Origin of the sequence: Marinobacter sp. DS40M6 (assembly GCF_028581595.1) — a bacterium.
GTDB classification, from domain to species: Bacteria; Pseudomonadota; Gammaproteobacteria; order Pseudomonadales; family Oleiphilaceae; genus Marinobacter; species Marinobacter salarius.
Map to the genome: position 1 here is coordinate 749514 of NZ_JAFCAE010000002.1, position 26767 is coordinate 776280.

A 26767-nucleotide genomic window follows, 5' to 3' on the forward strand; every position below is an offset into this window, starting at 1 on the left:
CTCAGCCCGCCGCCAGCACAGGTTTCATGTAGGAAATCGGGGCAGCGGCCTCGTCGTCGAAGGTCACCACTTCCCACGCATCCTCTTCTGCCCTGAGCTTGCGCAGCAGCTTGTTGTTCAGGTCGTGGCCGGATTTAATACCACGGAACTCGCCAATCAGGCTGTTGCCCAACTGGTAGAGGTCACCGATGGCATCCAGCAGCTTGTGCTTGACGAATTCGTCGTCGTAACGCAGACCGTCTTCGTTGAGGATTTTGTAATCGTCAACGACGATGGCATTGTCAACGCTTCCGCCCAACGCCAGGTTCATCGCACGCAACTTTTCAATATCACGCATGAAACCAAACGTCCGTGCGCGGCTGACTTCCTTCACAAACGACGTGCTGGAAAAGTCAACGGTTGCGGTCTGGGCGCGCCCCTTGAAGACAGGGTGGTCAAAGTCGATACCGAAGCTGACCTTGAAGCCTTCGAAAGGCAGCAGAGTCGCCTTCTTGTCACCTTCTTCAACCGTTACTTCGCGCTTGATGCGGATGAAACGCTTGGCGGCGTCCTGCTCGGCAATACCGGCGGACTGCAGAAGAAACACAAACGGACCGGCAGAGCCGTCCATAATGGGCACTTCCGCGGCGCTGAGCTCGACGAAACAGTTATCAATCCCGAGACCAGCCATGGCTGACAACAAATGCTCCACTGTTGCAACCCGGACACCGTCTTTCAGCAGTGTCGTGGAAAGCATGGTCTCACCAACGTTTTCCGCGCAGGCACGGATTTCAACCACAGGGTCAAGATCGGTACGGCGAAAAACGATCCCCGAGTCCACCGGAGCGGGCTTCAGGGTCAGATACACTTTCTCCCCCGAGTGCAAGCCAACGCCGGTGGCGCGGATGGTGTTCTTAAGTGTCCGTTGTCTGATCATCGGTACATATTTCCGTCACATAAAAGCGATATAGTCTGGGCAAAATTCTGCCCGGAGAATACCAGAAAGTAAGACTGAATACCATTTAACCAATCGTTAACCTTTGATTGGCCTCCCGGCACAAGTCCGGACTGATAGTCAGCACACGTAATTCGGTCGCAAAGGTTCCATTACCGAATACATTTGCAACAGATTATCAGTCAGCCTGACGGCGAAGGAATGCGGGAATATCGAGATAGTCGACTCCCTGCTCCTCGCTGTCCTTGCTCTGATCAATCGCCACATTGCCGTGAGCCACGGCGCGACGACGCAGAACGGCCGGACGGTCAAGCTGGTTGTAATCCGTTGTGCCATCCAGGCTACGGGTGTTGTCCACCACCTTGGTCGGCTTCTCGCGGTCACCGCCCAGGCCGGTCGCAACCACCGTCACCTTGAGTTCGTCAGTCATTTCCGGATCAATCACGGTACCCACGACCACCGTGGCGGAATCCGAAGCGAATTCACGAACAATGTCGCCAACCTCAGAGAATTCTCCCAGGTTGAGATCCATACCTGCGGTGATGTTGACCAGGATACCCTTGGCACCCTGCAGGTTGATGTCTTCCAGAAGCGGGCTTCGAACAGCGGCTTCTGCAGCTTCGCGGGCGCGGTTCTCGCCAGTGGCACGCGCCGTACCCATCATGGCGTTGCCCATCTCCGACATAACGGTTTTTACGTCGGCGAAGTCCACGTTGATCATACCGTTGCGGGTAATCAGGTCAGCAATACCCTGAACCGCCCCCAACAGCACATCGTTTGCTGAACCAAACGCGTCCAGCAGGCTGGTTTTCTTACCCATCACCGCCAACAACTTTTCGTTGGGGATGGTGATCAGCGAGTCAACGGTTTCCTCCAGCTCCTTGAGGCCGGCTTCCGCCACACTCATGCGCTTGCCACCTTCAAACATGAATGGCTTGGTGACAACGGCAACGGTCAGGATACCCATTTCCCGGGCCACTTCAGCCACAACCGGAGCAGCACCGGTTCCGGTTCCGCCGCCCATGCCGGCGGTAATGAACACCATGTCGGCGCCTTTCAGCGACTCGGCGATGCGATCACGGTCTTCCAGAGCTGATTGACGCCCTACTTCCGGGTTGGCACCGGCACCCAGCCCTTTGGTGATATTGCCACCAAGCTGAATAATCTGACGTGCATCCAGGTCCGTCAGGGCCTGAGCGTCGGTGTTGGCGCAAATAAACTCCACGCCTTCGATATCACTGTTGAGCATGTGGCGAACGGCATTGCCGCCACCACCGCCAACGCCTACTACTTTAATGACAGCGTTTTGCTGGACATTATCGACGAGTTCAAACATTTCCCCTACTCCTTCGTGCTGTTTATCAGCCTTTTCCAGACTGATTTTTCGAGATTATGATTTTCGAGATACCTTCGTGTATGTCTTCTCCCGGCTCGCCGTCAGAAGTGACCGGTAAACCAGGCTTTCATGCGCTCAAACAGCGTGGGTGCATCTTCACCCTTAAGCGCCGGCGCCCGCCCCAGATCCATCTGGCGGAAGCCATGGATCAACAACCCAACGCCCGTGGCGTAGATGGGGTTGTTGACTACCTCCGTCATACCGGAGACCGCCTGCGGACAGGCCAGCCTTACCGGCATGTGGAAGATTTCTTCGGCCAGTTCCACCACGCCTTCCATGGTGGAGGAACCGCCGGTAATCACGATGCCGGCCGGGATCAGGTCTTCGAATCCCGAACGACGAAGTTCAGACTGCACCAGGGTGAACAGCTCTTCGTAGCGCGGCTCCACCACCTCGGCGAGCGCCTGACGGGACAAATCCCGTGGCGCCCGGTCACCCACACTGGGCACCTTGATGGTTTCATCCGCGCCGGCCAGCTGAGTCAAGGCGCAGGCGTATTTGATCTTGATTTCCTCGGCATTCTGCGTGGGTGTCCGCAGGGCCATGGCGATGTCGTTGGTGACCTGATCACCAGCGATAGGAATGACCGCCGTGTGCCGAATGGCACCACCGGTGAACACCGCGATATCGGTGGTACCACCGCCAATATCCACCACGCAGACACCCAGTTCCTTTTCATCCTCGGTGAGGATGGCGTGACTGGAGGCCAACTGCTCCAGGATGATGTCATCCACTTCCAGGCCGCAGCGTTTCACGCATTTTTCGATGTTCTGGGCGGCGTTCACCGCACAGGTGACGAGGTGAACCTTGGCCTCCAGGCGAACGCCGGACATTCCCATGGGCTCCTTGATGCCCTCCTGGCTGTCGATCACGAACTCCTGCGGCAGTATGTGAAGGATCTTCTGGTCCGCCGGAATCGCCACCGCCTGGGCGGCGTCAATCACCCGATCAATGTCAGCCTGGGTCACCTCCCGGTCACGGATCGCTACAATGCCGTGGGAGTTGAGGCTCTTGATATGGCTGCCGGCAATACCCGCGTAGACCGAGTGAATCCGGCAACCCGCCATCAGTTCGGCTTCTTCCACCGCACGCTGTATCGCCTGGACCGTGGTTTCGATATTGACCACCACGCCACGCTTGAGCCCGCGGGAGGGATGGGAACCGATACCCACCACCTCAATGGTCCCGTCCATTTTGCGCTTGCCGACGATCGCAACCACTTTCGAGGTTCCGATATCGAGGCCGACAATCATGTTTTCCGTTTCAACCGATGACATGTGTTCCACCAAACCGTAGGTCTGAATTTAGCGTTGCTATGATTTTGTCCGCGAGGCCGTTTCTGACGGCTTCCACTGAACCGCCACCCCATTGCTGTAGCGGGCATCCACCCGTCTGACTTCGTCTGAACGCGACGCCAGCCGTTCCTGATAAACCGTGACAAAGCGTTCAAAACGCGCCTCAACCTGATCTCTGCCCAGAACCACTTCGATGCCGTTGGCAAGGGTCAGCGTCCAGGCACCGCGCTGTTCAAGACTCAACCCGGCAAACCCGAGATTGTGGCCGGTGAGCGTATCCGACATGGTCCTTGCCATATCAATCACTTCCTTCACACGCTCATCCGGGCCGGCCAGCCGAGGCAGTCGCCCGGCCACTTCGGGGTTAGGCGGCGCAAACAGTTCTCCGTTGCGGCTCACCAGCCGGTTGCTGTTCCAGTACGCCAATGGCTTTTTCTCGCGAACGTCGATCTGCAGCCGGTCCGGCCATACACGCTTGACCGCTGCAGACTCCACCCATGGGCGCTGCTCCAGACTCTCCTTGATGTCAGAGAGATCGGTGGCAAAGAAACTCCGCCCTATCCACTTGCCCGCACTGCGCTCCAGCGCTGTACGGTTTTCACCCACCAGTTCGCCCTTTACGTCGATGGCCATGACCTGACGATCCATGGCGCTCAGCACTTCGCTGGTTCCCCAGGGAACCAATGCCGCCAGCAGGACAATACCCGCTCCCATGAGCGCCTGCCCCCAGGGCACGGCGGACAATACAGCTCTCAGCAAACCAAACCGGTCCCGCTCAGGCCCAAGAGAGGTAGCTCCCCTGCGCTTCGGTGGGTCGGACGGTACCGCCCGGCTCCGGATCAGCAGCTTTTCAAGCATCGCCAGCCTCCAAGGTGTCCATGAGGATCCTCACAACCAGTTCCTCAAAACTGATACCGGCCGCCCTAGCCGACATGGGCACCAGACTGTGGTCAGTCATTCCAGGGACTGTGTTCACTTCCAGAATCCAGAACTCACCCTGGCGGTCCTGCATGATGTCTACCCGGCCCCAGGTTCGGCAGCCAAGCACCCTGAACGCATCCAATGCCAGATGCTGGAGCTTCAGCTCGCTGTCCGGGTCCAGCCCGCAGGGGATCTGGTAGCGGGTGTCGTCGGCCAGGTACTTGGCGTCGTAGTCATAGAAAACGTGGTCTGTACTCAAGCCAATGGCCGGCAGCGCCTGATCCTGCAGAAGGCTGACGGTAAATTCGGGGCCTTCAATCCATTCTTCGACGAGAACCAGAGGGTCCAGTGCGGCCGCCTGCGTATATGCTTCAACCAGCTCCTGTTCACTGTTCACCTTGCGAATGCCAATGCTGGAGCCTTCCCGCGAGGGTTTTACGCTCAGCGGCAACGACAGCGACTGTACTAGGCTGCCGGCTTCCTCCACGGAACCCATGGCACGGAATTTCGGAGTTGGCAGTCCGCAGCCTTCAAACACGTATTTGCTGCGCAGCTTGTCCATGGCCAGCGCAGAGGCCAGAACGTCACTTCCCGTAAAGGGAATACCGGCCTGGGACAGGATGGCCTGAATCGTGCCGTCTTCCCCGCCGCGCCCGTGCAGGGCAATGAAAACCCGATCAAACTCAGGCTCTTCCACGGTTTTCAGCAAACAACCGCGTACATCCACGGCATAGGCGTCGACTCCGGCGGATACCAGTGCCGACAGTACTGCCTGTCCGCTTTTCAGTGACACTTCACGCTCGGCGGAATCACCGCCCATAAAGACAGCCACCCGTCCCAGTGCCTTCAGCGTCTCCGGATCGGCCTGATAACCTTGTGAATCTACAGTCCTGGCCATCTCACTCATCCGCAATCACTCCTGCGGCTGCCAGTCGCGCAGCCACTCCGCCTATATCACCCGCGCCCTGTGTAATCAGCAGATCGCCGTCCTGTAACGTGTTGGCAAGCAGGGCTTCGATCTCTCCGTTTTCTTCCACAAAAAGCGGCTCCACGCTGCCACGCTGCCGCAGACTGCGACACAATGCACGACCATCCGCGCCCGGTATCGCCGGCTCACCCGCTGAATACACGTCCATCAGCAACAGCCCGTCCACTTCCGAGAGTACCCTGACGAAATCCTCATAGAGATCCCGGGTACGGGTGTAGCGGTGAGGCTGATAAAGCATGACCAGCCTGCGATCCGGCCAGGCATCACGGGCCGCCCGGATAACGGCCTCCACTTCCGTGGGGTGGTGCCCATAGTCATCAATCAAGGTGACAGTGCCTTTGCGGGTGTTGTAATCACCGTAGACCTGGAACCGGCGTCCAACCCCGGCAAAACCTGCAAGACCCCGACAGATGGCGGCATCATCCACGCCCTCATCAGTGGCCACGGCAATAGCCGCCAGGGCATTCAGTACGTTGTGGCGACCGGGCATTTTCAGTTCAACGTCCAAATCACTACGGCCACCCGGGCGGCGAACGACAAACCGAGTCCGAAGGCCATCGGATTCAATGTTTTCCGCCCGGTAGTCGGCATCCGGATTATCGATGCCATAGGTAATGATGGCGCGGGAAATCCTGGGGATGATTTCCTGCACAAAGCCGTCATCCACACACATCACCGCAACGCCGTAAAACGGCAAGTTGTGGAGGAAATCCACGAATGTCTGTTTCAGGCGCCCAACGTCTCCGCCATAGGTGTCCATATGGTCGGCTTCAATGTTGGTCACCACCGAGATCACTGGCGTCAGGTGAAGGAATGAGGCATCGCTTTCATCGGCCTCAGCCACCAGGTAGCGGGAGCCGCCAAGCTGCGCGTTGGTTCCGGCGCTATTGAGTTTGCCACCAATCACAAAGGTGGGATCCAGGCCAGCCTCTCCCAGAACCGATGCAATCAGACTGGTGGTGGTGGTTTTACCGTGAGTGCCAGCCACGGCAATGCCATGGCGATAGCGCATGATCTCCGCCAGCATTTCTGCACGGGGCACGATCGGCACCCGTCGGCTGCGAGCCGCCGATACTTCCGGGTTATCACCCGTTACCGCAGACGACACCACAACCACGTCAGCACTGGCACTGTTCTCCTCACGATGTCCGATGAACACCTCAACGCCCATGCCGGTCAGCCGGTCTGTCACGGCACTCTCACGAATGTCAGAGCCGGACACATCGTAGCCCTGGTTCTTCAGGACCTCGGCAATACCGCTCATGCCAGCACCGCCAATCCCCACAAAATGAATATTGCGGATACGGCGCATCTCGGGCACCTGATAGACCAGCGGGGGATTTGTGGATTCAGCCATTTGCGGCCTCCAAACAGTAATTCACGACTCTCTCCGTTGCATCGGGGCGAGCCAGCGTCTTTGCGGCCTTCGCCATGTCCAGAATCCGGCGGCGGTCCTTGCCGAGATCGGTCAGGGTTTCCGCCAGCAGATCGGCCGACAGCTTTGGCTGCGGGATCAGGATGGCGCCTTTCGCGTTAACCATTTGCTGTGCGTTCCGGGTCTGGTGGTCGTCCACGGCATGAGGGAACGGCACCAGCACGGCGCCCACACCGGCAACACACAACTCAGAAACGGTGAGCGCACCAGACCGGCAGAGCACAATGTCGGCCCAGCCGTAGGCCTCTGCCATGTCTTTGATAAACGGCTCCACCGATGCATCCACGCCGTGGTCACGGTAGGCATCACCGGCTTCCTCGATATTTTTCTCGCCACACTGATGGCGCACCGTTGGCCGTTCGGCTTCCGGCAGCTGAGCCAGTGCCGCCGGCAACGTGCGATTGAACACCTGGGCACCAAGGCTGCCGCCCACCACCAGTAACCGCAGCGCACCCGCCCGACCGGACATCCGCTGATCGGGTTCGGCGAGCTCGGCCAGGTCCTGCCTGACCGGGTTGCCGGTACAGCGGGTTACCACAGTCGTGCCGAAGCTCCCGGGAAAGGCCTCCAACACGGTATGAGCGAAGCGCACCAGAATGCGGTTGGTCATTCCGGCAATGGCATTCTGCTCGTGAATTACCAGCGGCACCCGATTCAGCCAGGCGGAGAGACCGCCAGGACCGGTCACAAAGCCACCCATGCCGATGACGCAATGTGGGCGGATGGTGCGAACGATCGTAAAGGCCTGGCCAAGAGCGCGCATCAGCCGGAACGGCGCCATCAACAAAGTCAGGCGACCCTTGCCCCTCAGCCCGGAGACCTGGATCAGCGACAGTGGTATGTCGGTTTCGCCGATCAGTCGCTCTTCCATACCACCACGAGAACCCAACCAGAAAACCTCATGCCCCTTGTCCTGCAGCTGTCTCGCCGTTGCCAGGGCAGGGAAAACATGGCCACCGGTGCCACCGGCCATCATCAGAAAGCGCCGTTTATCAGTCATAAACCGCACCTCCCCTGGCCGCTGGTTTACGGGTCTTTTCGCTGGCCAGTTTTTCGCGGTCCAGCCTCTCCATCTCCACCCGTGCCAGCACACCAATGCAGACAGCGGTAATCATCAGGCTGGAACCGCCATAGCTCACAAGCGGCAAGGTCAGCCCTTTGGTAGGCAGTAGGCCCGTACTGACCGCCATATTGATACCGGCCTGCAAGCCAATCAGCAAAGTAATGCCATAGGAGAAGCACGCGGCGAATGGCATGCCCGCTTTCTCGGCCCTTCTCGCAATCACAAATCCGGTCACCACCAATACGGTGAACAGGCCCAGGACCATCAGCGACCCCAACAACCCGAATTCTTCCGCAATGATCGCAAAGATAAAGTCGGTGTGGGCCTCCGGCAGATAGAACAGTTTCTGTACCGAATTCCCCAACCCGGTACCCGCCCAGTCGCCACGACCGAACGCAATCAGCGACTGGGTTAGCTGGTAGCCGGTATCAAACTGGTCTTTCCAGGGGTCGAGGTAACTCACAACCCGCTTCAACCGGTAGGGCTGGGTGAATACCAGCACGGAGCCCATCACCACCAACACGCCAATCAGCGGCATAAACCGGCTAAGCCGGACGCCACTCAGGAAAATCATGCCGGCTGATGCTGCAACCAGTACCACCGTGGCGCCAAAATCCGGCTCGATAACCAGCAGCACCGAGGCAATACCCAGCACGCCCAACGGCTTGAGGAATCCAGGCCAGGTGTTTAGCAACTCATCCCGACGACGCACGACGTAGCCGGCCAGATAGGCAATCAGGCAAAGCTTGGCAATTTCCGACACCTGAACATTGAACAGCCCGAACGAGATCCAGCGGGTGGAGCCATTCACCGTACGCCCGAGGGGCGTCAGCACCAGAAGCAGGGACAGCAAACCAACCCCGAGCAACAGCCACCCGCTGCGCTCCCACCAGGAGATCGGCACGTTGACGGCAATCAGCGCAAGTACGCAGCCGATGCCGGCAAAAATAAGCTGACGGATCACATAGTGGTAACTGTTGCCCATGGTTTCCGCCGCCATGTCCATGGAGGCGGAAGAAATCATCACAATGCCCATGACCAGCAACGCAGCAGAACTGATGATCAGTAGGGGCAGCGGGCGCAAATCACGGAACAGGCCGTGTTGGCTGGTGAGGGACAGGTCAGCGTGCATCACAGCCCCTCCACCTGTTGACGGAAACGATCGCCGCGATCCCCGTAGTCGCGGAACATGTCGAAACTGGCGCAGGCAGGTGACAACAGCACCCGGTCACCCGGTTGGGCCAGCTTTTTTGCCGTATGGACAGCGCCTGCGATGTCAGCGGCGTTGACCGTCTCCACCCGATTACCCAAGGCGGTGGCGATGGTCTCAGCATCAGCGCCGATCAGTACAACCGCGCGACAATGAGTTGCCACGGGTTCAGCGAGCAATGAGAAATCAGCGCCCTTGCCTTCACCACCGGCAATCAGCACGATCTTTCCACCCGCTGGCACCAGGCTTTCAATGGCGGCGGCCGTCGCTCCCACATTGGTGCCCTTGGAGTCATTGATGTAGTCGACATCACTCACCCGCCGAACGAATTCGCACCGATGCGGAAGCCCCTTGAAACGCTTGGCAGTGTCCAGCATCACGTCCATCGGTAATCCGGCAGCGTGTCCAAGTGCCAGTGCCGCCATCACATTGCTGATATTGTGCTGGCCCATCAGGCCCAATTCCTCGGCCAACAGCAGATTGTCAAAGCCGAAGGTAATCCAGGTACCTTCATCGTCATCGCGGGTACTGAACGTATCCGGGTTAACACGGTGAAAACCGAAACACAGGAACCGGAGGTTGTCCCTGGCCATGGGCGTGCTGAGGGCATCGTCCAGATTGACCACGGCGTTCTGGCAGCCGTTGAAAATTCGTTGTTTGGCCTGGAAATAGGCCATCTTGTCAGGGTAGCGATCCATGTGATCATCGCTGACGTTCAGCACCGTGGCCGCCAGGGCATTCAGTTCCCGGGTGGTTTCGAGCTGGAAGCTCGATAACTCCAGGACATAGAGGTCGGCACCGCGACCAAGCAGCTCCAGCGCCGGAGTGCCGATATTGCCGCCGACTTCCACGCGGCGGCCAGCGGCCCTCGCCATCTCTCCGACCAGCGTGGTCACCGTGGTTTTACCATTGGAACCGGTAATGGCGATGATCGGCGCGTCCGCTACCTCCGAGAACAGGTCAATGTCACCGCGAATGACAGCCCCTTTGTCGGCCGCCCCCCGAATGGCCGGTTCGGCAACACTGATCCCGGGACTGACCACCAGTTCGTTAAAGCCGGCAAACAGGTCGGCATCGAACTCCCCCAAGTACACGGGCAGGTCCGGCCATTCGGCCCTGAGCTCATCCAGTCCGGGCGGCGACAGGCGGCTATCAGCCACGGCAACATCGCGGCCTTTTTCGCACAGATAGCGCACGCAGGAGAGCCCGGTTTTACCGAGCCCCACAACCAGCGTTCGACGATCTGAAACGATGACACCCATGGTGCTTTGCTTCCCTATCTCAGTTTCAGGCTGGCCAGGCCAACCAGTACTAACACGACAGTGACAACCCAGAAGCGCACGATAACGCGCGGCTCCGGCCAGCCCTTCAGTTCAAAATGATGATGCAGCGGCGCCATGCGGAATATCCGCCGGCCGGTAAGCCGGAAGGACGCCACCTGCAGAATCACGGAGACGGTTTCCATAACGAACACGCCGCCCATGATGAACAATACGATTTCCTGCCGTACGATCACGGCCACGACACCCAGCGCCGCGCCAAGCGCCAACGCGCCCACATCCCCCATGAACACTTGGGCCGGATAGGTGTTGAACCACAGAAATCCCAGGCCGGCACCCACGAGCGCGCCACAAAATACAATCAACTCACCGGTGCCCGGCAAATGAGGAATCAGCAAATAATCGGCGAACTGAGCATGGCCAGACACGTATGCGAAGATGCCCAGCGCCGCCGCCACCATCACCGTCGGCATAATGGCCAGCCCGTCCAGGCCATCGGTCAGGTTCACCGCGTTGCTGCTGCCCACAATCACGAAATAGCTCAACAGGATGAACAGCACCGGCCCCAGGGTCAGCGATACGTTTTTGAAAAATGGCACGTAGAGCGACGTTTCCTGGGGCAGTGCGGAACTCATGAACAACACGACCGCCGCCGACGCACCGATCACTGACTGCCAGAAATATTTCCAGCGAGCAGGCAGCCCCCTCGGATTGCGCTCCACCACTTTGCGGTAGTCGTCCACCCAGCCAATCGCACCGAACAAAAGCGTGACCAGAATCGCCACCCAGACATACCGATTGCTCAGGTCCGCCCACAGCAATGAGCTGACCCCGACGGCTACCAGAATCAGCGCACCACCCATGGTCGGCGTGCCGGCTTTACTCAAATGCGTTTGTGGGCCGTCGTCACGAACCGCCTGCCCGATCTGGTACTGGCTGAGTTTGCGAATCATCACCGGGCCGATCAGCAGGGAAATCAAAAGGGCCGTCAACACCCCGAAGATCCCCCTGACGGTCAGGTACTGGAAAACCGTCAGCGCGGAAAAGTACTGTGAAAGAGCCTCTGTCAGCCAGAGCAGCATGCGTTACCCACCTTTTCTTGTATTCCCTCCACCACGCGATCCATGGCGGAACTGCGAGAACCCTTGACCAGTACCGTCTGTGACTCGGCAGGCCCCTCAAACAGACGACGCACGGCGTCGTCATGGCTCGCACACACCTCAGCGGCGTCTCCGAAACCCTCAACATATCCTTCACAGCCAGGACCCACAGCGATCAGTCTTTCGATGCCCTTCGCCCTCGCGAATTCACCAACCTCCCTGTGCAGAACTAAGCTGTCCTGCCCTAACTCAGCCATCGCACCCAACACAGCCACACGGCCGGCCGGTCGCGCAGCCAACACATCCAAAGCGGCTTTCATGGAGGCAGGGTTGGCGTTGTAGCTGTCGTCGATGACGGTCAGTTTCGGTGTCAGCGCCATCATTTGCAGGCGCCCCTTTACCGGCTTCAAAGCCGCCAGCCCCGTCTTTATCGCCTCATCGCCTGCACCCAACTCGCGTGCAGCGGCAATCGCCAACAATGCATTGGTGATATTGTGCTCGCCCTGCAGGGAAAGGCTGATGTCACAGGACCAGCCGTCCGGCCCCCGTGCACGAAACTGCCGGACATCGCCATCGCTGCGGATATCTTCGGGGACGTAATCAGCCCCTTCACTTGCCCGGCCACTGACACCTGCGACCCGACGCTGGCCCGCCCGCTGACGCCATAGATCGAAGGCCGGGTCATCACTGTTCAGGACCACAAGACCGGATGCTGGCGCGCCATCAATGATTTCACCCTTTGCGCGCACCACGTTGTCATAACCGCCAAAACCTTCCAGATGCGCCTGCCCGGCGTTGGTGAGGATGACCACCTCCGGCCGAACAATATTGACGGTGTGGGCTATTTCCCCCAGGCCGCTGGCTCCGAGTTCTATCGCGCCCAACTGGTGTTCCGGTGACAACCTGAACAGCGTCAGGGGAACGCCAATGTGGTTATTGAGGTTGCCCTCGGTGGCGAGGGTATTACCCACCTGCGAAAGAATCGCGGCCACCATTTCGCGTACCGTGGTCTTACCGCTGCTACCGGTGATCGCCACAAAGCGCGTGGTGCTGGCATTGCGATTGGCCAGGGCCAGTTGTGCCAATGCGTCTACCGTGTCCGAAACCCGGATCTGCGGAAGCCCCAGGCTCGGGTCTGCCTTGTCTACAACAGCAGCCACGGCTCCAGCCTTCTCGGCCACAGCCAGATAATCGTGCCCGTCGAAGTTCTCACCCCGAAGCGCCACGAACACGTCTCCGCTGGCGATTCGACGCGTGTCGGTCGAGACACCGTCAAACTTCAAGCCTTCCAGATTGCCCACTGCCACAGTACCGCCAAGCCAGTTGACGGCATCGGCCAGCGCGAATGACTGCATCATGCGACACCTCCATTCAGCGACAGCGCATGTCGCACCTGCTCAGCGTCGCTGAACGGAAATCTCTGGCCTGCCACTTCCTGCCATGCTTCGTGGCCCTTTCCGGCAATCAGTACAATGTCTCCTGCCACAGCAGAATGAATGGCCTGGCGAATCGCCTCAGCACGATCATGGATAACCGCGACCTGTTCCGGGCGCTCGAATCCGGCAACGATGTCGGAGGTAATGGCATCCGGGTCTTCACTGCGCGGATTGTCGTCCGTCACGATCACGACATCGGCCCCTTTTTCCGCTTCCCGGGCCATCTCTGGCCGCTTACCGGTGTCGCGGTCGCCGCCACAGCCGAATACACAGAAAAGCCGCCCGGCAACATGCGGGCGCAAGGCGGCAAGGGCACTGTTCAGGGCGTCCGGAGTATGGGCGTAATCCACGACAACACGCACATCGTTACTGCCCGCGAAGGGCTCCAGCCGTCCCGGTGGGGGCGACAACCGCTCAACCGCTTGCTGAACCCGCTCTACCGGCACACCCAGGCTGAGCACGGCTGCCATGGCCGCCAGAATATTGCTGACGTTAAAGCTTCCCAGTACCCGGGCGGACACATTAAACCGGCCCCAAAGCCCGTCTACGCTGGCGCTAAAACCGTCAATGGACGGTACGAATTCCGTCAGCCAGAGTTCGGTCTGGGCTTCGTGCAAGCTGTAACGGACACGGTCACATTTGCCATCAAGCTTCTCATAGAGCTGCCTTCCAAACGGATCATCGAAGTTGATGACCGCGAAATGCAGCTCTTCGCGATGAAAAAGACGGGCCTTCGCCGCTCCGTAAGCATCCATGGAACCGTGGTAGTCCAGGTGGTCCCGGGTAAGATTGGTAAACACCGCGCCGGTCATGGTCAGGTTGTCGACCCGCCCCTGTTCGAGTGCGTGTGAAGAGACTTCCATCGCCGCCGCGCGTCCACCCTGGGCGATAATTTTCGACAGTACGCGGTTTACCTGCACGACATCCGGCGTGGTGTGTGTGCCTTCCTGCAGCGAACCGGGCATACCATAGCCGAGGGTGCCGATAACGCCGCATGGTGTGCCGGTTTCCTGTAGCAATGTCGCTATGTAATGGCTTACCGACGTTTTGCCATTCGTTCCGGTCACGCCAATCAGGCGCAATCGTTGGGAGGGATGCTCGAAAAATCGATCCGCGAGCTTCCCGAGGTGAGCGCGCAACATCGTCACCGGAACAATAAGAACGCCTTCATGCTCGTAGCATTCATCCGGCTGTGCTGACTCCAACAGGATTACGGTGGCACCCGCACCGATCGCCTGTTCGATGTAGTGGTCGGCGGGCGTTCGGGCACCGGCCAGGGCAACGAACGCGTCGCCCGACCTGACGTCACGGCTGTCGGTCTTCAGGCCGTGGATTGTGACATCAAACACCGACGGTACCGGTGCGATTCCCTGCAACAAGGTGCTAAGTGATGTAATACACATAACCCTAACCCCGCTCCCCGGATGCCAGACGCGGCGCCTTTGCGTCGCCCAGCTCCAGTTCCGGCTTTACGTTCAGCAGCCGCAATGCATCTCCCATCACCCGGGCGAATACGGGTGCAGCCACTTCGCCCCCGTAGTATTCGCCGGACTGGGGTGCATCGACAGCCACGACTGTGACAATCCGCGGATTGTCGATGGGAGCCATACCGGCAAATATCGCCTTGTACTGGCTATCCTCATACCCATTCTTACCCACCAGGTGTACCGTGCCGGTTTTACCACCGGCGGAATAAAATCCCGGTTGAGCGCGCTTTCCGGTACCGTTCTCGACCACCTCTCGCAACATTTCCCTGATCTGGAATGAGACTTCTTCGGAAAGAACTCGTTCCCCAACGGGTTTTTCATCGGCCTTCAACAGACTCAACGGGTAGCGAATTCCGCCATTGGCCAGAACCATGTATGCCTGCGCCAGCTGAAGCGCATTGACGCTCATGCCATACCCATAAGACAGGGTTGCCTCTTCGACGGGGCGCCACTTTGGTGGTGCCGGCAACACGCCAACAGCCTCACCGGGGAACCCGATACCGGTAGGCTGGCCCAGCCCCAGGCGGGCATAAAGATCGCGGATAGTGTCACCACCCAACTCGGTGGCGATCTTGCTAATGCCGACGTTGCTGGATTTCGCAATCACGTCAGTCAGGCTGATGACCCCATAATTCCGGTGATCACGAATCGTGAAACGACCAAAGCGCCGGTACCCCGGCGCTGTGTCTATGGTGCTGGAAGCCTTGAACTTCCCCGATTCCAGTGCTGCAGCCATGGAAACAGGCTTCATCGTGGACCCCGGCTCAAACAGATCGGTAATAGCCTTGTTCCGTAAACGGTCGGGGCTCAGTTGGCTGCGGTCGTTGGGGTTGTAGGAGCCCTGATTCACCATGGCCAATACCTCGCCGGTGTCCACGTCCAGCATCACCAGAGTGCCACCCCTGGCGTCGTGCGCGCCGACAACGGCTTTCAGCTCCCGATAAGCCAGATACTGGAGCCGCAAATCAATGCTGAGTTCGAGGTTGCGACCAGGCTTCGCGTCGCGGATCAACGTCAGATCCTTGATCACACGGCCACGGTTGTCCTTGAGCACCCTCTTGCGACCACTTTCACCACTCAGCCACTGGTTGTAGGCCAGCTCGATACCTTCCTGACCGCTTTCATCGATATTCGTAAACCCGACCACATGAGCCGTCACCTCTCCAGCGGGATAGTAACGACGGTACTCCTGGCGGCTGTACACACCCGGAATACCCATTGCCAGCACCTGCCGAGCAATTTCTGGCTGAAGCTTACGGCGCAGGTAAATAAACTCGCGGCCCGAATACTTACGCAGCCGCTCGCGCAGCCTGGCCTCCTGAAGGCCCAACAGGCGAGCGACATTCGTCAGTCGCGGCTCATCCGCGTCGATCTCGGACGGATTCGCCCAGATGGTCTGGACTGGAGTGCTCACCGCCAGTGATTCGCCGTGCCGGTCCGTCACTACACCACGATGGGCATCGATGCTCTCCACCCGAATGGTGCGCACATCGCCCTGCTTACGCAGGAACTCGTTGTCCACCACATGAAGATCCACCAACCGCCAGGCAAGGGCACCGACAACCAACAGAAAAACGCCCAACACGGTGCCGTACCGCCAGGCCCCAAGCCCGGCAGCCAGTCGCTGGCCCCATGTTGCTGTTTTTCCCTGGTCCGACACTGTCTTCACCTTACGGTTTGTTGTTTTCGCTTAACGCGACCCGACGAGCGGCGCCATCAACGGCACCAGAACGATATCCTGCTTGCCTGGCACGACCATCCCGAAACGCTCGGAGGCCAGTTGCTCTACCCGTCCGTGGGCACTCAAGGCACTCTGCTCCAGCAACAACTGACTCCACTCACGCTGGTAGTTGTCACGCTGCTCCTGCAGCTGAGATAAGGAGTTGAACAATTCACGGTTCTCATGGGCACTGACAACAACGCCCAGCGAGGACACAATCAACAGCATCACCAAACCCACGGTGATCAACACGCGCTTCTGCTGAAGTGCGGTAAAGACCTGGTTCGACAACCTGACCGCAGTGGCAACGCCGTCCCTGACACGCTTTCTGTTCAGTCGCGCTGTTTTTGTTGGCTGTTCAATCGCTACCGCGCCCATGATTACGCGCTCCCTAACTTGTGTTGTTCCGGTATCCGTTCAAGTACACGCATAACCGCGCTCCTCGCCCGCACGTTGTCGCTCACTTCTTCTGTATCCGCCTTGTTCGCCTTGCCGATCAACCGAAACGCCGATGCTTCCTGCTCCGCCGTCACCGGCACGCCTTTTGGCAATCTCGGCCCGCGCGCCAAGTCCCGCATAAAGCGTTTGACCAGCCGGTCCTCCAACGAATGGAAGCTGATAACCACCAGCCTTCCACCGGGCATCAGCTTTTCAACAGCGGCATTGAGCCCAAGCTCCAGATCTTCCAGCTCCCGGTTGATAAAAATCCGGATTGCCTGGAACGTCCGGGTGGCCGGATGCTTGTGCTTTTCTTTTTTCGGCACTGCCTCACTGACCAACGACGCCAGTTGGCGCGTGGTTTCCAGCGGCGCCTCCTTACGCCGCTCCACAACAAGACGAGCGATACGGCGGGAGAATTTCTCCTCGCCGTATCGCCAGATCACGTTCGCGATGTCTTTTTCGTCCGCCTCGGCCAACCATTGCGCCGCACTTGGCGCCTGCCCGGGGTCCATTCTCATATCCAGTGGCCCATCGCGCATAAAGCTGAACCCCCTGGCGGCATCGTCCAGCTGCGGGGATGAAACACCAAGATCCAGCAAAACACCATTAACCTTCATCCACCCCTGGGCTTCAGCGGCGGCGCCCAGTTCCGCAAACGAGCCGTGAAATGGCTGAAACCGAGCATCGCTCGCCGACAGGTCTCGGGCCACCTGAATTGCGTCCGGATCCTTGTCGATACCCAACACCTTTCCGCCCTGCCCGAGCCGCCCCAGAATCAGCCGGCTGTGACCTCCGCGACCAAAGGTGCCATCGATATAAACGCCATCCGGATCGTTGACCAGCAAGTCCACCGCCGAGTCCAGGAGCACGGAACGGTGCCGGTACTGACCGGCAGGCTCCTGCCCGCGGCCGGCTGTCATAGCGACAACGCCTCCATTTCCGGCGGCATCTCGTCTTCATCCGATGACTCGTCAAGCCAAGCGAACCAACGCTCTTCGCTCCAAAGTTCCAACTTCTTGCCCTGACCAATCAGCATCAATTTCTTCTCCAGGCGCGCATAACTGCGCAACGTGGGCGGCACCAGAATGCGCCCCGCCGAGTCCAGCTCCAAAGGCGTGGCATGGCCCAGCAGCAATCGCTGCAACCTGCGGGCAGCTTTATTCATATTGGGAAGTGCTTCAATTTGTGGCCTTAATGCCTCCCACTGCGGTTCCGGATACATCAGCAAACAGCGCTCTTCATCGGCATTGGCCGTCAATACAATGCGACCACTGCAGGCATGCGCAAGCTCTTCGCGCACCCTGGCGGGGATCGCCAAGCGACCCTTCGCATCCATATTGATGGCATGACTGCCAAGAAAATTGCTCATTAGCACCAATTCCGGGGTTCAGAAACCACAAATAACCACTAGAAACCACTAGAAACCACTTTTTCCCACTTGTGCACACTATAGAAACACGCAATGCACAATGCAAGCGCCGCGAACAGCGCCACACCAGGAAAAGTTCCTTTCACGACAAGAGGTTACAGAACAAGATTGGTCAAGAACTGGAGATTACGGAAAAGAAAAACCTAAAAATCAATCACCTGCAGTCAGTTCTGAAGATGGCAAGTGAACTCTAAGATTTTTTGGCTATAAAAGCTTGCTGGTGAGAATGACAAATGTCACATCAAGCGGAGAAATAAAAATGAGCTCGCCGGTAAGCCGGGTTCTGTCTGGGACAGTCATTCATCTAGGGCCTGCGTCACCGCAGGCCTCAAGCGACCTACCCGAATCCAGCGCGGGCCGCGCCATAGGATTCCTATTTGGTCTTGCTCCAGGTGGGGTTTACCATCGCCGTGAACTGTTGCCAGTCACGCGGTGCGCTCTTACCGCACCGTTTCACCCTTACCGGTGCCCGCGAACATGTCACGGCCACTTAGGCGGTATACTTTCTGTTGCACTTTCCGTCGGCTCACGCCGCCCAGGCGTTACCTGGCACCTTGCCCTGTGGAGCCCGGACTTTCCTCCCCCGGTAAAACCGGCGGCGACTGTCTGGCGAGCTCGGGCGAGACCATACTCCAGCCTGCAGCGGCAGGCAAGAAAAACCGCGAACCAGTGACTTCCTGAGATCAGGTCTTCAGAGACAACGCTCGCTGATACAGCTCGTTCTTGGAGATTCCGGTTAACTCCGATGCCAGCTTCGCCGCCTTTTTCACCGGCAGTTCTGTCAGCAGCAACGCCAACACCCGGTCCGCCTCAGCCGCCCCCACCGACAACTCCTCTGCGCTAGCGCCACGCACCATCACCACGAATTCGCCACGACTGCCATGGGGGTCCGCCTCCAGAGTTTGCCTGACATGGGCCGCCGCCCCTGCATAGAAAGTCTCGAACGTTTTGGTCAGCTCCCGGGCCAGCACGAGCTCTCGCTCTGCTCCCATCACCTCCGCGATATCCCCCACCGTATCGACAATACGGTGGGGCGACTCGTAAAACACCAATGTGGCGGATTCCCTCGCCAGGCGGTCCAGGGCAGCCTTGCGCGCTCCGGACTTGGAGGGCAGAAAACCCTCGAACAAAAACCGATCCGTCGGCAGCCCTGCCGCGCTCAACGCCGAAATGAGCGCACAGGCACCAGGCACCGGAGTAACCCGATAACCCCGAGCCCGAGCCTCCCTTACCAGCACAAAGCCCGGATCAGAGATCAGCGGCGTCCCCGCATCGGAAATCAGAGCCACATCCTGGCAGGCCGCAAGCTTGTCCAGAACCTGGCCAGCCCTGTCCCGCTCATTGTGTTCGTGCAAGGCCATCATTGGCTTGCTGATACCCAGGTGCTGCAATAGCCGGCCACTGTGCCGTGTATCCTCGGCGGCAATCACGGCCACCCGCGACAAAACCGCCGCGGCCCTGGTAGACAGATCGTCCAGGTTGCCAATTGGTGTGGCAACGATATACAGGGTGCCAGCCTGTTCCGGCAGCTCGCTTTCTGAGTTCACACATCCCTCTCTTTGCCCCCTGCGCATGACACCAACGTCATGTGAATTCACGCGGGAGCTGTTAAACTTGCGGCCTGATAAATCAAACCATTAATGGGAAGCCCGGCGGGCACCAGGGCTCCCGGCATGATGCCGCCGATTACCCGGCGCCACAAGCGTAATAACCCGGAGTATTGTGAGCCAGCCATGACCAAATACCGCCAGAACCTGAAAACCATCACCATTCTCCTGGCCACGACGGTGCTGTTTGCGGGTTGCGCAAGCGTGAACCTGGAATCGTACATTGCCAAAACCGCCGGAGAAGCTCTTGAAGTCGCTGCCAGCGAAACCAACCGACAAAGCGCACAGGCTTACCTGTTGAGAGCAGCGGACAGGTTCCAGGGTCAAAACGAACACCGGGCCGCCAGGAAGTTGCTTCAAAGCAAGCAATTCTCGCCGACCACTGAGGCCACAGAAAACCAACGGCTTCTGCTAGCCATGGCCAGCGCCACTGCGCTTGAGGATGGCGATTGGGCGAAAAGCATTGTATCTGGCATAGAGCCAGATCATTTCCTTAATTATGAAAGAAACCTGATTAACCGCGCCGCAAGACTGCAAGAGCAAACCTATCGGCTTGCCGGAGACAACCTTGCGGCGGCCATTACCCTGATCTTGCTGTCCGGAGCGGACACAGACGCCAATACGCAATCTATCCATGACGACATCTGGAAGAACCTGAAACAGACCTCAGACACCCAGCTCGCCGACAGAAAAGGCCGAGCGATTGGCTATGAAGCCCAGGGCTGGCTTGAACTGGCAGGCATTCTCCGGCAGCCGGGCATCAATCTGGACGAACAGGGAAGAATGATCCGCAACTGGCAGAACAACTGGCCCGACCACCCCGGCGCCGGGGCCTTACCGGCTGAACTGCAACTGATTGCAAGCCTTGCAGAGAGCCAGCCCGAAAGAATCACCCTGGCATTGCCGCTCAGCGGCCCACTGTCGAGTGCGGGCGCTGCCATCCGCGATGGTTTTTTCGCCGCCTACTACGAGGACGACTCAGCGGAGCGCGGAAAAATCAGCATTCGAGTCGTCGACACCTCGGATCAGAACTTTCGTTCGCTTTATGACGAACTGACCAAAGAGGAACAGGACCTGATTGTCGGCCCCCTGGAAAAAGAGTCCCTGGCAGCACTCGGCGACATGTCGACTCTGCCCGTGCCGGTTCTTGGCCTGAACTATCTGCCACGGGAGGTTACAGCTCCTGACGGACTCTACCAGTTCGGGCTGTCAGCAGAAGATGAAGCCAGACAAATTGCCAACCGTCTTGATGCAGAGGGTATCGATCAGATTCTTGTGCTGATCCCAACGGGGAATTGGGGGGACCGACTGGAAACTGCCCTGCTGGACCAGCTGGCAGAGAATGGAGGCATCGCCCTGGATATTGAGCGCTATTTCCGCGAGGACAATCTCCGTGCCGTCACTGCCGACCTGCTTGGCATCACAGTATCCCGCGATCGGGCCATAGACGTTGAACGCACTGCCGGCATTGACGTTGAATTCGAGCCCCGGCGGCGCCAGGATGCCGACGGCATCGTTATGGTGGCGGAGCCAACCGTCGCACGGCAGTTCAAACCATTATTCGCCTTCTATTTTGGCGGCGATCTGCCCGTTTACTCACCCTCCATGGTCTACGAAGGTAATCCGGACCCATCGAGGGACCGGGACCTGAACGGCGTCACCTTTACCGACACGCCTTGGGTTCTTGAAAAGAAAAACCGCTTTCGCGACATCGTCAAGGAAGCCATGCCTGATGTCCGGGGTCAGCTTGGCCGCCTGTTCGCCATGGGGGCCGATGCCTGGAATCTGAGCAAACGACTGCCATTACTGAGGCAGGTCGATGGCGCCACGATAGACGGCCAGACCGGGGCACTGACCATGACGCCGCAAGGCAGCATTCACCGGGAACAGCTCTGGGCCCGATTCAGCGAAGGAACGCCAGAACAATTGCCATCACTGGAACCTGAAGAAACAGAATCGGACGCCCCCGCTATGGAAGGCGCCTCCAATCCAAATTAACAACCAGGACACCTTATGCCATGGATGGCAGCACAAGAACTCGAAAAGCCACCGGGGACCATGCCGAGGGCGTTGCCGCGCGCTACCTTCAGACGCGAGGCGTCACTATTCTGGCACGCAATGTGTTCAGTCGCGGGGGCGAAATTGACCTCATCGGCCGGGACAGTGATGCACTGGTTTTCTTCGAAGTGCGATACCGCGGAAGCGGTAGCCTGACCGGTGCAGCCGAATCCATCACTCCCACGAAGCAAAAGCGCCTTATCCGCGCCGCTTCGTTTTACCTCCACAGGCATGGGCTGTGGAATGCGAACGCAAGAATTGACGTAATCGCAATCGCACCGGGCGATCGCAAAAAATACCGGATACAATGGATAAAAAACGCCATTCAGGTCTGACTATGACGGATACCGAACAACAGATAAACCAGTGGTTTGCCAACCACATGGAACACACGGCCCACGCCGCCAGCCTGACGGCACCGGCCATTGAGAGCGCCGCAGACGCACTGGTTAACACGCTACTGAATGATGGCAAGATCATTACCTGCGCCAACGGCAATGCCAACGTACTCACACAGTACTTCTGCACTGCGCTGCTCAACCGCTTTGAGCACGACCGACCGGCACTGCCCGCCATCAACCTGGGAGCGGATGCGACAACCTATTCCGCAATCTGTCGCGACAATCGCTTCAATGACACCTTCTCAAGACAGGTTCGCGCTATTGGCAAAGCCAACGATCTGCTCCTGGTTATTGTGGACGACGGCCACAAGGCCAACCTGATCCAGGCCATACAGGCCGCGCACGACAGAGAAATGAATGTGGTAGTACTGAGTGCCAAGGAGAAAACCGACATCACCTCCCTGCTTCACCCGGAGGACCACGAAATCGCCCTGGATAACCTTTCCCCGACGGCTGCAACGCCTATCCTGTTAGTGATTATCAACGCCTTGTGCGGACTGATCGACGAAAAACTGTTCGGCGGATAAACAAAAAAGCCAGCTGTTAAAAACAGCTGGCTTTTAGGCATCCTGAGGCTTTCCTTTCAAGACGGAGCTATTTCACGACCTTAAGCGTTGGCCGACCGCTGGGCCGATCTCCACCTTGACCGCTATCGCTACTGCCATTCTCGGAATCCTTTCCGCCGGGGCCTTCCGGATCAGGAGAGCCTGGTTCGCTACCGAAGACCATACCCTCACCGTTCTCCTTTGCGTATACCGCCATGACAGCCTGCAGGGGGATGAAGACCTGCATCGGCACACCGCCAAAACGCGCGCTGAATTCCAGGGCGCCATTACCAATCACCAGACCACGCACGGCTCCAGGACTGATATTGAGCACGATCTGCCCATTGGCCACATGCTCAGTCGGAACCTGAACGCCCTGCACTCCCGCATCCACAACAATGTAGGGCGTGCAGTCATTGTCGAGGATCCACTCGTTGAATGCCCGAACGAGGTAGGGACGGCTTGATGTCATCGTTATCTTACTATCAGGCACTGCCTTTCTCCTGAACCGGTTTCAGGCGCTGCATATCAGTTACGGATATCTTCTTCCAGGTCTGACAGGCTCGCCTTGAAACCTTCACGACTGAATATGCTATCCATGTACTTTTGAAGCGGCTTCGCCTGCTTTTCATTCAGCTCAATACCCAGCGACGGCAAGCGCCACAGAATCGGAGCAATACAGCAATCCACGATCGTGAACTCTTCCGACAGGAAAAAAGGCATCTCACCGAACAGCGGCGCCGTGGCCAGCAAACTTTCGCGAAGCTCTTTTCGGGCTGCATCCGACGCCTTTGCGTTGGGCTGAGCCAGAATCTGATCCACCAACCCACACCAGTCTTTCTGGATGCGATGGATCATCAGGCGACTGTTCGCACGCGCAACAGGATAAACCGGCAGCAATGGAGGATGCGGGAAACGCTCGTCCAGATACTCCATCATGATGTTTGGCTCGTAGAGCACAAGGTCACGATCCACCAGCGTCGGCAGGGCATTGTACGGATTCAGGTCAGCCAACTCTCCAGGCGGGTTATCCGGATCAACGTTCACGACGTCAACCGTTACCCCCTTCTCTGCCAGCACAATGCGGACTCTGTGGCTGTAATGACTGGCCGGGTCCGAGAAAAACGTCATTGATGACCGCTTGGTCACAACGCCCATAGAACTACCTCACGATTTGACTAACCGAATTGATCCTGAAAAACGCAAAAATCCAGCGGGCCGGCTATTGCCCGCTGGAACTCAGGGACAGGAATTATACCTGAAATCTCAGTGTACGTCCTTCCAGTACTCGCGATTAAGCAGGTAGGCAAAGATAAAGAAGATCGCCACAAAGATCAGTACGAACATACCCAGCCTTTCACGCTCAACCTTTATCGGGTCACCCATGTAAGACATGAAATTGGTCAGGTCGTACATAGCCCGGTTGAATTCCTCCGGCTCCATGGAGCCTTCTGTTTCCCATTCCGGGCAAATGTCTGCATTACGAACATCGCCGCTGAGAGGATCAACACTCGCACCCTCACCAATTCTCGGCTCAACCGCACACAGCCCCTGCAAACCGATCAACACATGGGGCATACCAACGTTTTCGAAGACCACGTTGTTCACACCCAGCGGACGACTTTCATCCTTGTAAAAGCCACGAAGATAGGAATAGATCCAGTCTTCACCGCGAAGACGAGATTCCAGGGTCAGGTCAGGTGGCGGAGCACCGAACCAGCTCGCAGCCATTTCCTTGCTCATGGAGTTCTTCATGAGTTCACCGATCTTTGCACCAGTGAAAATCAGATTCTCCTCGTAAAGCTCGGCGGGAATTCCCAGATCATCCGATACACGCTTATACCGCGCATACTCCATGGAGTGACACCCCATGCAGTAGTTGGTGAAAAGGGCCGCACCGCGCTGAAGCGACGCTTTGTTGGTATGGTCCGGCTCCATGGTATCAAGCGGCACGGACGCCCCCGCTGCCAGCCCGAGAGCTGGCAGGATCGCTATGAAAAGACCAACTATCAGCTTTCTCATCATCCTGTCACCCTCTCTGGAACTGGCTTTGTTTTCTCCATCCGTGTGTAGAACGGCATGAGAATAAAATAGAGGAAGTAAAGCGTTGTCAGGATCTGAGCAACCGTTGTGCGACCCTCAGTGGCCGGAACAATACCCAGGTACCCCAGGACAATGAAGCTGATGGCGAAGATCGTCAGAGCGATCTTGCTCAACCAGCCTTTGTAGCGCATTGAGCGTACCGGACTTCTGTCCAGCCAGGGCAAAACAAACAGGATGGCGATAGCAGCCCCCATCACGACAACACCCCAGAACTTCGCATCCAGGCCGAAGAGGTCAATAGTCACCGCCCGCAACATGGCGTAGAACGGTGTGAAATACCATACCGGCGCTATGTGGTCGGGCGTCTTGAGGGCATTGGCAGGCTCGAAATTCGGCTTTTCAATGAACAACCCGCCCATCTCGGGGAAGAAGAAGACCACGATAAAGAAGATGAAGAAGAAAACACCCACGCCCAACAGGTCATGCACCGTGTAATAGGGATGGAACGGTATACCATCTTTGGGAATGCCGTTTTCGTCCTTGTTCTTCTTGATATCAATACCGTCAGGGTTGTTGGAGCCAACTTCGTGCAGCGCAAGAATGTGCAGCACCACCAAACCAAGCAGAACGATTGGTAATGCGACAACATGCAATGCAAAGAATCGGTTCAGGGTAATACCAGAGATCAGGTAGTCACCGCGGATCCACAGCGACAGATCATCGCCAATGACCGGAATGGCGCCAAACAGGTTTACGATCACCTGCGCACCCCAGTAGGACATCTGGCCCCAGGGCAGCAGATAACCCATGAATGCTTCGGCCATCAGAACCAGGTAAATCAGCATACCGAAGATCCAGATCAGCTCGCGCGGCTTTTGATAAGAGCCGTACATCAAGCCACGGAACATGTGGAGATAAACCACCACGAAGAACGCGGAAGCGCCGGTGGAGTGCAGGTATCGAAGCAACCAACCCCACTCAACATCACGCATGATGTATTCAACTGACGCGAACGCACCTTCCGCTGTGGGGTTATAGCTCATGGTCAGCCAGATACCGGTCACGAGCTGATTCACCAGCACCAACATCGCCAGCGAACCAAAGAAGTACCACATGTTGAAGTTCTTGGGCGCGTAATACTTGCCAACGTGCTTGTTCCACGCATCGACAATTGGAAGACGTTCGTCTACCCAGTTCACTAACTTGTTCATTATGCGGCCCCCTCAGGATCCAGACCGACGGTCAGAGTGTTCTCGTCGTCAAAGCGATAGGGAGGCACCTGAAGATTCGAGGGTGCCGGCATATTCGGATAGACACGCCCGGCAAGGTCGTAACGGGAGCCGTGACACGCACAATAGAAGCCGCCAAGCCAGTTTTCCCCGAGATCGGCTGGAGCGACTTCTGGCCTGAATTGGGGAGAGCAGCCCAGATGGGTACAGATACCGACGAGAACAGCGTACTCGTCCTTGAGTGCCCGGAGCTCGCCTTCGATGTAGGCAGGTTGGTCCGCTTCCTTGGAAAGAGGATCCTTCACCTGGTCATTCAGCTCGAGAATGTTTTCGTTCATCTCTTCGGTGCGGCGAATAACCCACACCGGCTTACCGCGCCATTTGACGGTCATTTGCTGACCTGGCTCCAGTTTACTGACATTGACGGTGACCGGTGCACCGGCTGCTTCCGCTTTGGCACTGGGATTCCAGGATGCTACGAAAGGCACGGCCGCACCGACGACGCCGACACCACCCACCACAGACGTGGCACCGATCAAAAATCGGCGCCTGCCTTGGCTCACGTCGCCATTACTCATTATGGTTATCTCCCATCAGGCGACATACAGCCCTGCTTACAGGGAAACTGCACATCGAAAAGGACTTCTCTCAACCTAAAATTATAAGCGCTCAAATGGTAATGAAATTACCCTGCCCTTACAAGTCGGAAAGGCTTTGAGCCGGGCCATTACCTGTCTCAAGCCTGTTCG

General features: G+C 57.8%; 25 protein-coding genes and 1 other RNA gene. 3 read left to right on the forward strand and 23 right to left on the reverse strand.

What is annotated here, in order from left to right; all coding sequences use genetic code 11:
- Position 1: 1 nt before the first annotated feature.
- From lpxC to rsmI, 18 genes are all read right to left on the reverse strand, one after another.
- On the reverse strand, positions 2 to 916 hold the full coding sequence (gene lpxC / locus JJO78_RS07420; RefSeq protein ID WP_007154571.1) for a UDP-3-O-acyl-N-acetylglucosamine deacetylase: 915 nt from the start codon (positions 914 to 916) through the stop codon (positions 2 to 4).
- A gap of 196 nt (positions 917 to 1112) precedes the next feature.
- A complete protein-coding gene (gene ftsZ, locus JJO78_RS07425) occupies positions 1113 to 2270 on the reverse strand; it encodes a cell division protein FtsZ (RefSeq protein WP_007154572.1) in 1158 nt (385 codons plus the stop codon).
- 101 nt (positions 2271 to 2371) lie between these two features.
- Entirely contained in the window at positions 2372 to 3607 is a 1236-nt protein-coding gene (gene ftsA, locus JJO78_RS07430; RefSeq protein ID WP_007154574.1) for a cell division protein FtsA, read from the reverse strand.
- A 36-nt stretch (positions 3608 to 3643) separates the two neighbouring features.
- Positions 3644 to 4483 carry a cell division protein FtsQ/DivIB gene (locus JJO78_RS07435; protein WP_036203755.1) on the reverse strand — a complete coding sequence of 280 codons (840 nt, stop codon included), beginning with the start codon at positions 4481 to 4483 and terminating at the stop codon, positions 3644 to 3646.
- A complete protein-coding gene (locus tag JJO78_RS07440; RefSeq protein WP_075194899.1) occupies positions 4476 to 5453 on the reverse strand; it encodes a D-alanine--D-alanine ligase in 978 nt (325 codons plus the stop codon). Before JJO78_RS07440 ends, JJO78_RS07435 begins: the two co-directional genes overlap by 8 nt.
- Entirely contained in the window at positions 5446 to 6891 is a 1446-nt protein-coding gene (gene murC / locus JJO78_RS07445; protein WP_085681571.1) for a UDP-N-acetylmuramate--L-alanine ligase, read from the reverse strand. The genes JJO78_RS07440 and murC overlap by 8 nt, the downstream gene beginning before the upstream one ends.
- Positions 6884 to 7969: an undecaprenyldiphospho-muramoylpentapeptide beta-N-acetylglucosaminyltransferase gene (murG, locus tag JJO78_RS07450; protein WP_273623181.1), complete on the reverse strand. Its 1086-nt coding sequence runs from the start codon at positions 7967 to 7969 to the stop codon at positions 6884 to 6886. Before murG ends, murC begins: the two co-directional genes overlap by 8 nt.
- Complete coding sequence (gene ftsW / locus JJO78_RS07455) at positions 7962 to 9164, reverse strand: putative lipid II flippase FtsW (protein WP_273623182.1); 1203 nt, start codon at positions 9162 to 9164, stop codon at positions 7962 to 7964. The genes murG and ftsW overlap by 8 nt, the downstream gene beginning before the upstream one ends.
- Positions 9164 to 10504: a UDP-N-acetylmuramoyl-L-alanine--D-glutamate ligase gene (gene murD, locus JJO78_RS07460; RefSeq protein WP_273623183.1), complete on the reverse strand. Its 1341-nt coding sequence runs from the start codon at positions 10502 to 10504 to the stop codon at positions 9164 to 9166. Before murD ends, ftsW begins: the two co-directional genes overlap by 1 nt.
- A gap of 14 nt (positions 10505 to 10518) precedes the next feature.
- Positions 10519 to 11604 (reverse strand): phospho-N-acetylmuramoyl-pentapeptide-transferase, encoded by a 1086-nt coding sequence (gene mraY, locus JJO78_RS07465; RefSeq protein WP_136634020.1) that lies wholly within the window; start codon positions 11602 to 11604, stop codon positions 10519 to 10521.
- Positions 11589 to 12980, reverse strand: a complete 1392-nt coding sequence (locus JJO78_RS07470) for a UDP-N-acetylmuramoyl-tripeptide--D-alanyl-D-alanine ligase (RefSeq protein WP_273623184.1) — start codon at positions 12978 to 12980, stop codon at positions 11589 to 11591. Before JJO78_RS07470 ends, mraY begins: the two co-directional genes overlap by 16 nt.
- Positions 12977 to 14461 carry a UDP-N-acetylmuramoyl-L-alanyl-D-glutamate--2,6-diaminopimelate ligase gene (locus JJO78_RS07475; protein WP_273623185.1) on the reverse strand — a complete coding sequence of 495 codons (1485 nt, stop codon included), beginning with the start codon at positions 14459 to 14461 and terminating at the stop codon, positions 12977 to 12979. The genes JJO78_RS07470 and JJO78_RS07475 overlap by 4 nt, the downstream gene beginning before the upstream one ends.
- A 4-nt stretch (positions 14462 to 14465) precedes the next feature.
- Positions 14466 to 16205, reverse strand: coding sequence for a peptidoglycan D,D-transpeptidase FtsI family protein (locus tag JJO78_RS07480; protein ID WP_126810564.1), 1740 nt, complete (start codon positions 16203 to 16205; stop codon positions 14466 to 14468).
- Between the two features lie 30 nt (positions 16206 to 16235).
- Positions 16236 to 16643 carry a cell division protein FtsL gene (ftsL, locus tag JJO78_RS07485; protein WP_007154585.1) on the reverse strand — a complete coding sequence of 136 codons (408 nt, stop codon included), beginning with the start codon at positions 16641 to 16643 and terminating at the stop codon, positions 16236 to 16238.
- A gap of 2 nt (positions 16644 to 16645) precedes the next feature.
- Positions 16646 to 17626: a 16S rRNA (cytosine(1402)-N(4))-methyltransferase RsmH gene (gene rsmH, locus JJO78_RS07490; RefSeq protein ID WP_036203728.1), complete on the reverse strand. Its 981-nt coding sequence runs from the start codon at positions 17624 to 17626 to the stop codon at positions 16646 to 16648.
- Positions 17623 to 18075, reverse strand: a complete 453-nt coding sequence (mraZ, locus tag JJO78_RS07495; RefSeq protein WP_007154587.1) for a division/cell wall cluster transcriptional repressor MraZ — start codon at positions 18073 to 18075, stop codon at positions 17623 to 17625. Before mraZ ends, rsmH begins: the two co-directional genes overlap by 4 nt.
- 316 nt (positions 18076 to 18391) lie before the next feature.
- Positions 18392 to 18753: RNase P RNA component class A (rnpB, locus tag JJO78_RS07500), an RNA gene on the reverse strand.
- Positions 18754 to 18818: 65 nt separating this feature from the next.
- A complete protein-coding gene (gene rsmI, locus JJO78_RS07505; protein WP_227544271.1) occupies positions 18819 to 19682 on the reverse strand; it encodes a 16S rRNA (cytidine(1402)-2'-O)-methyltransferase in 864 nt (287 codons plus the stop codon).
- 126 nt (positions 19683 to 19808) lie between these two features.
- Here rsmI and JJO78_RS07510 point away from each other — a divergent pair, with 126 nt between their 5' ends.
- From JJO78_RS07510 to JJO78_RS07520, 3 genes are read left to right on the forward strand one after another with little or no spacing between them, the layout of a single operon-like run.
- A complete protein-coding gene (locus JJO78_RS07510) occupies positions 19809 to 21740 on the forward strand; it encodes a penicillin-binding protein activator (protein ID WP_273623193.1) in 1932 nt (643 codons plus the stop codon).
- Positions 21741 to 21760: 20 nt separating this feature from the next.
- A complete protein-coding gene (locus tag JJO78_RS07515) occupies positions 21761 to 22135 on the forward strand; it encodes a YraN family protein (protein WP_273623195.1) in 375 nt (124 codons plus the stop codon).
- Positions 22136 to 22137: 2 nt separating this feature from the next.
- On the forward strand, positions 22138 to 22728 hold the full coding sequence (locus tag JJO78_RS07520; protein ID WP_036203719.1) for an SIS domain-containing protein: 591 nt from the start codon (positions 22138 to 22140) through the stop codon (positions 22726 to 22728).
- 67 nt (positions 22729 to 22795) lie between these two features.
- Here the strand turns inward: JJO78_RS07520 and JJO78_RS07525 are convergent, their stop codons facing one another.
- The 5 genes from JJO78_RS07525 to petA all read right to left on the reverse strand — a co-directional run bounded on the left by JJO78_RS07525 (position 22796) and on the right by petA (position 26596).
- Entirely contained in the window at positions 22796 to 23218 is a 423-nt protein-coding gene (locus JJO78_RS07525) for a ClpXP protease specificity-enhancing factor (RefSeq protein ID WP_178380796.1), read from the reverse strand.
- Positions 23219 to 23274: 56 nt separating this feature from the next.
- Positions 23275 to 23904 carry a glutathione S-transferase N-terminal domain-containing protein gene (locus JJO78_RS07530; RefSeq protein WP_036203714.1) on the reverse strand — a complete coding sequence of 210 codons (630 nt, stop codon included), beginning with the start codon at positions 23902 to 23904 and terminating at the stop codon, positions 23275 to 23277.
- Between the two features lie 108 nt (positions 23905 to 24012).
- Entirely contained in the window at positions 24013 to 24768 is a 756-nt protein-coding gene (locus tag JJO78_RS07535; RefSeq protein WP_036205673.1) for a cytochrome c1, read from the reverse strand.
- Positions 24768 to 26000, reverse strand: a complete 1233-nt coding sequence (locus JJO78_RS07540; protein WP_007154595.1) for a cytochrome b — start codon at positions 25998 to 26000, stop codon at positions 24768 to 24770. The genes JJO78_RS07535 and JJO78_RS07540 overlap by 1 nt, the downstream gene beginning before the upstream one ends.
- Positions 26000 to 26596: a ubiquinol-cytochrome c reductase iron-sulfur subunit gene (gene petA, locus JJO78_RS07545; RefSeq protein WP_036203711.1), complete on the reverse strand. Its 597-nt coding sequence runs from the start codon at positions 26594 to 26596 to the stop codon at positions 26000 to 26002. The genes JJO78_RS07540 and petA overlap by 1 nt, the downstream gene beginning before the upstream one ends.
- Between the last annotated feature and the right edge of the window lie 171 nt (positions 26597 to 26767).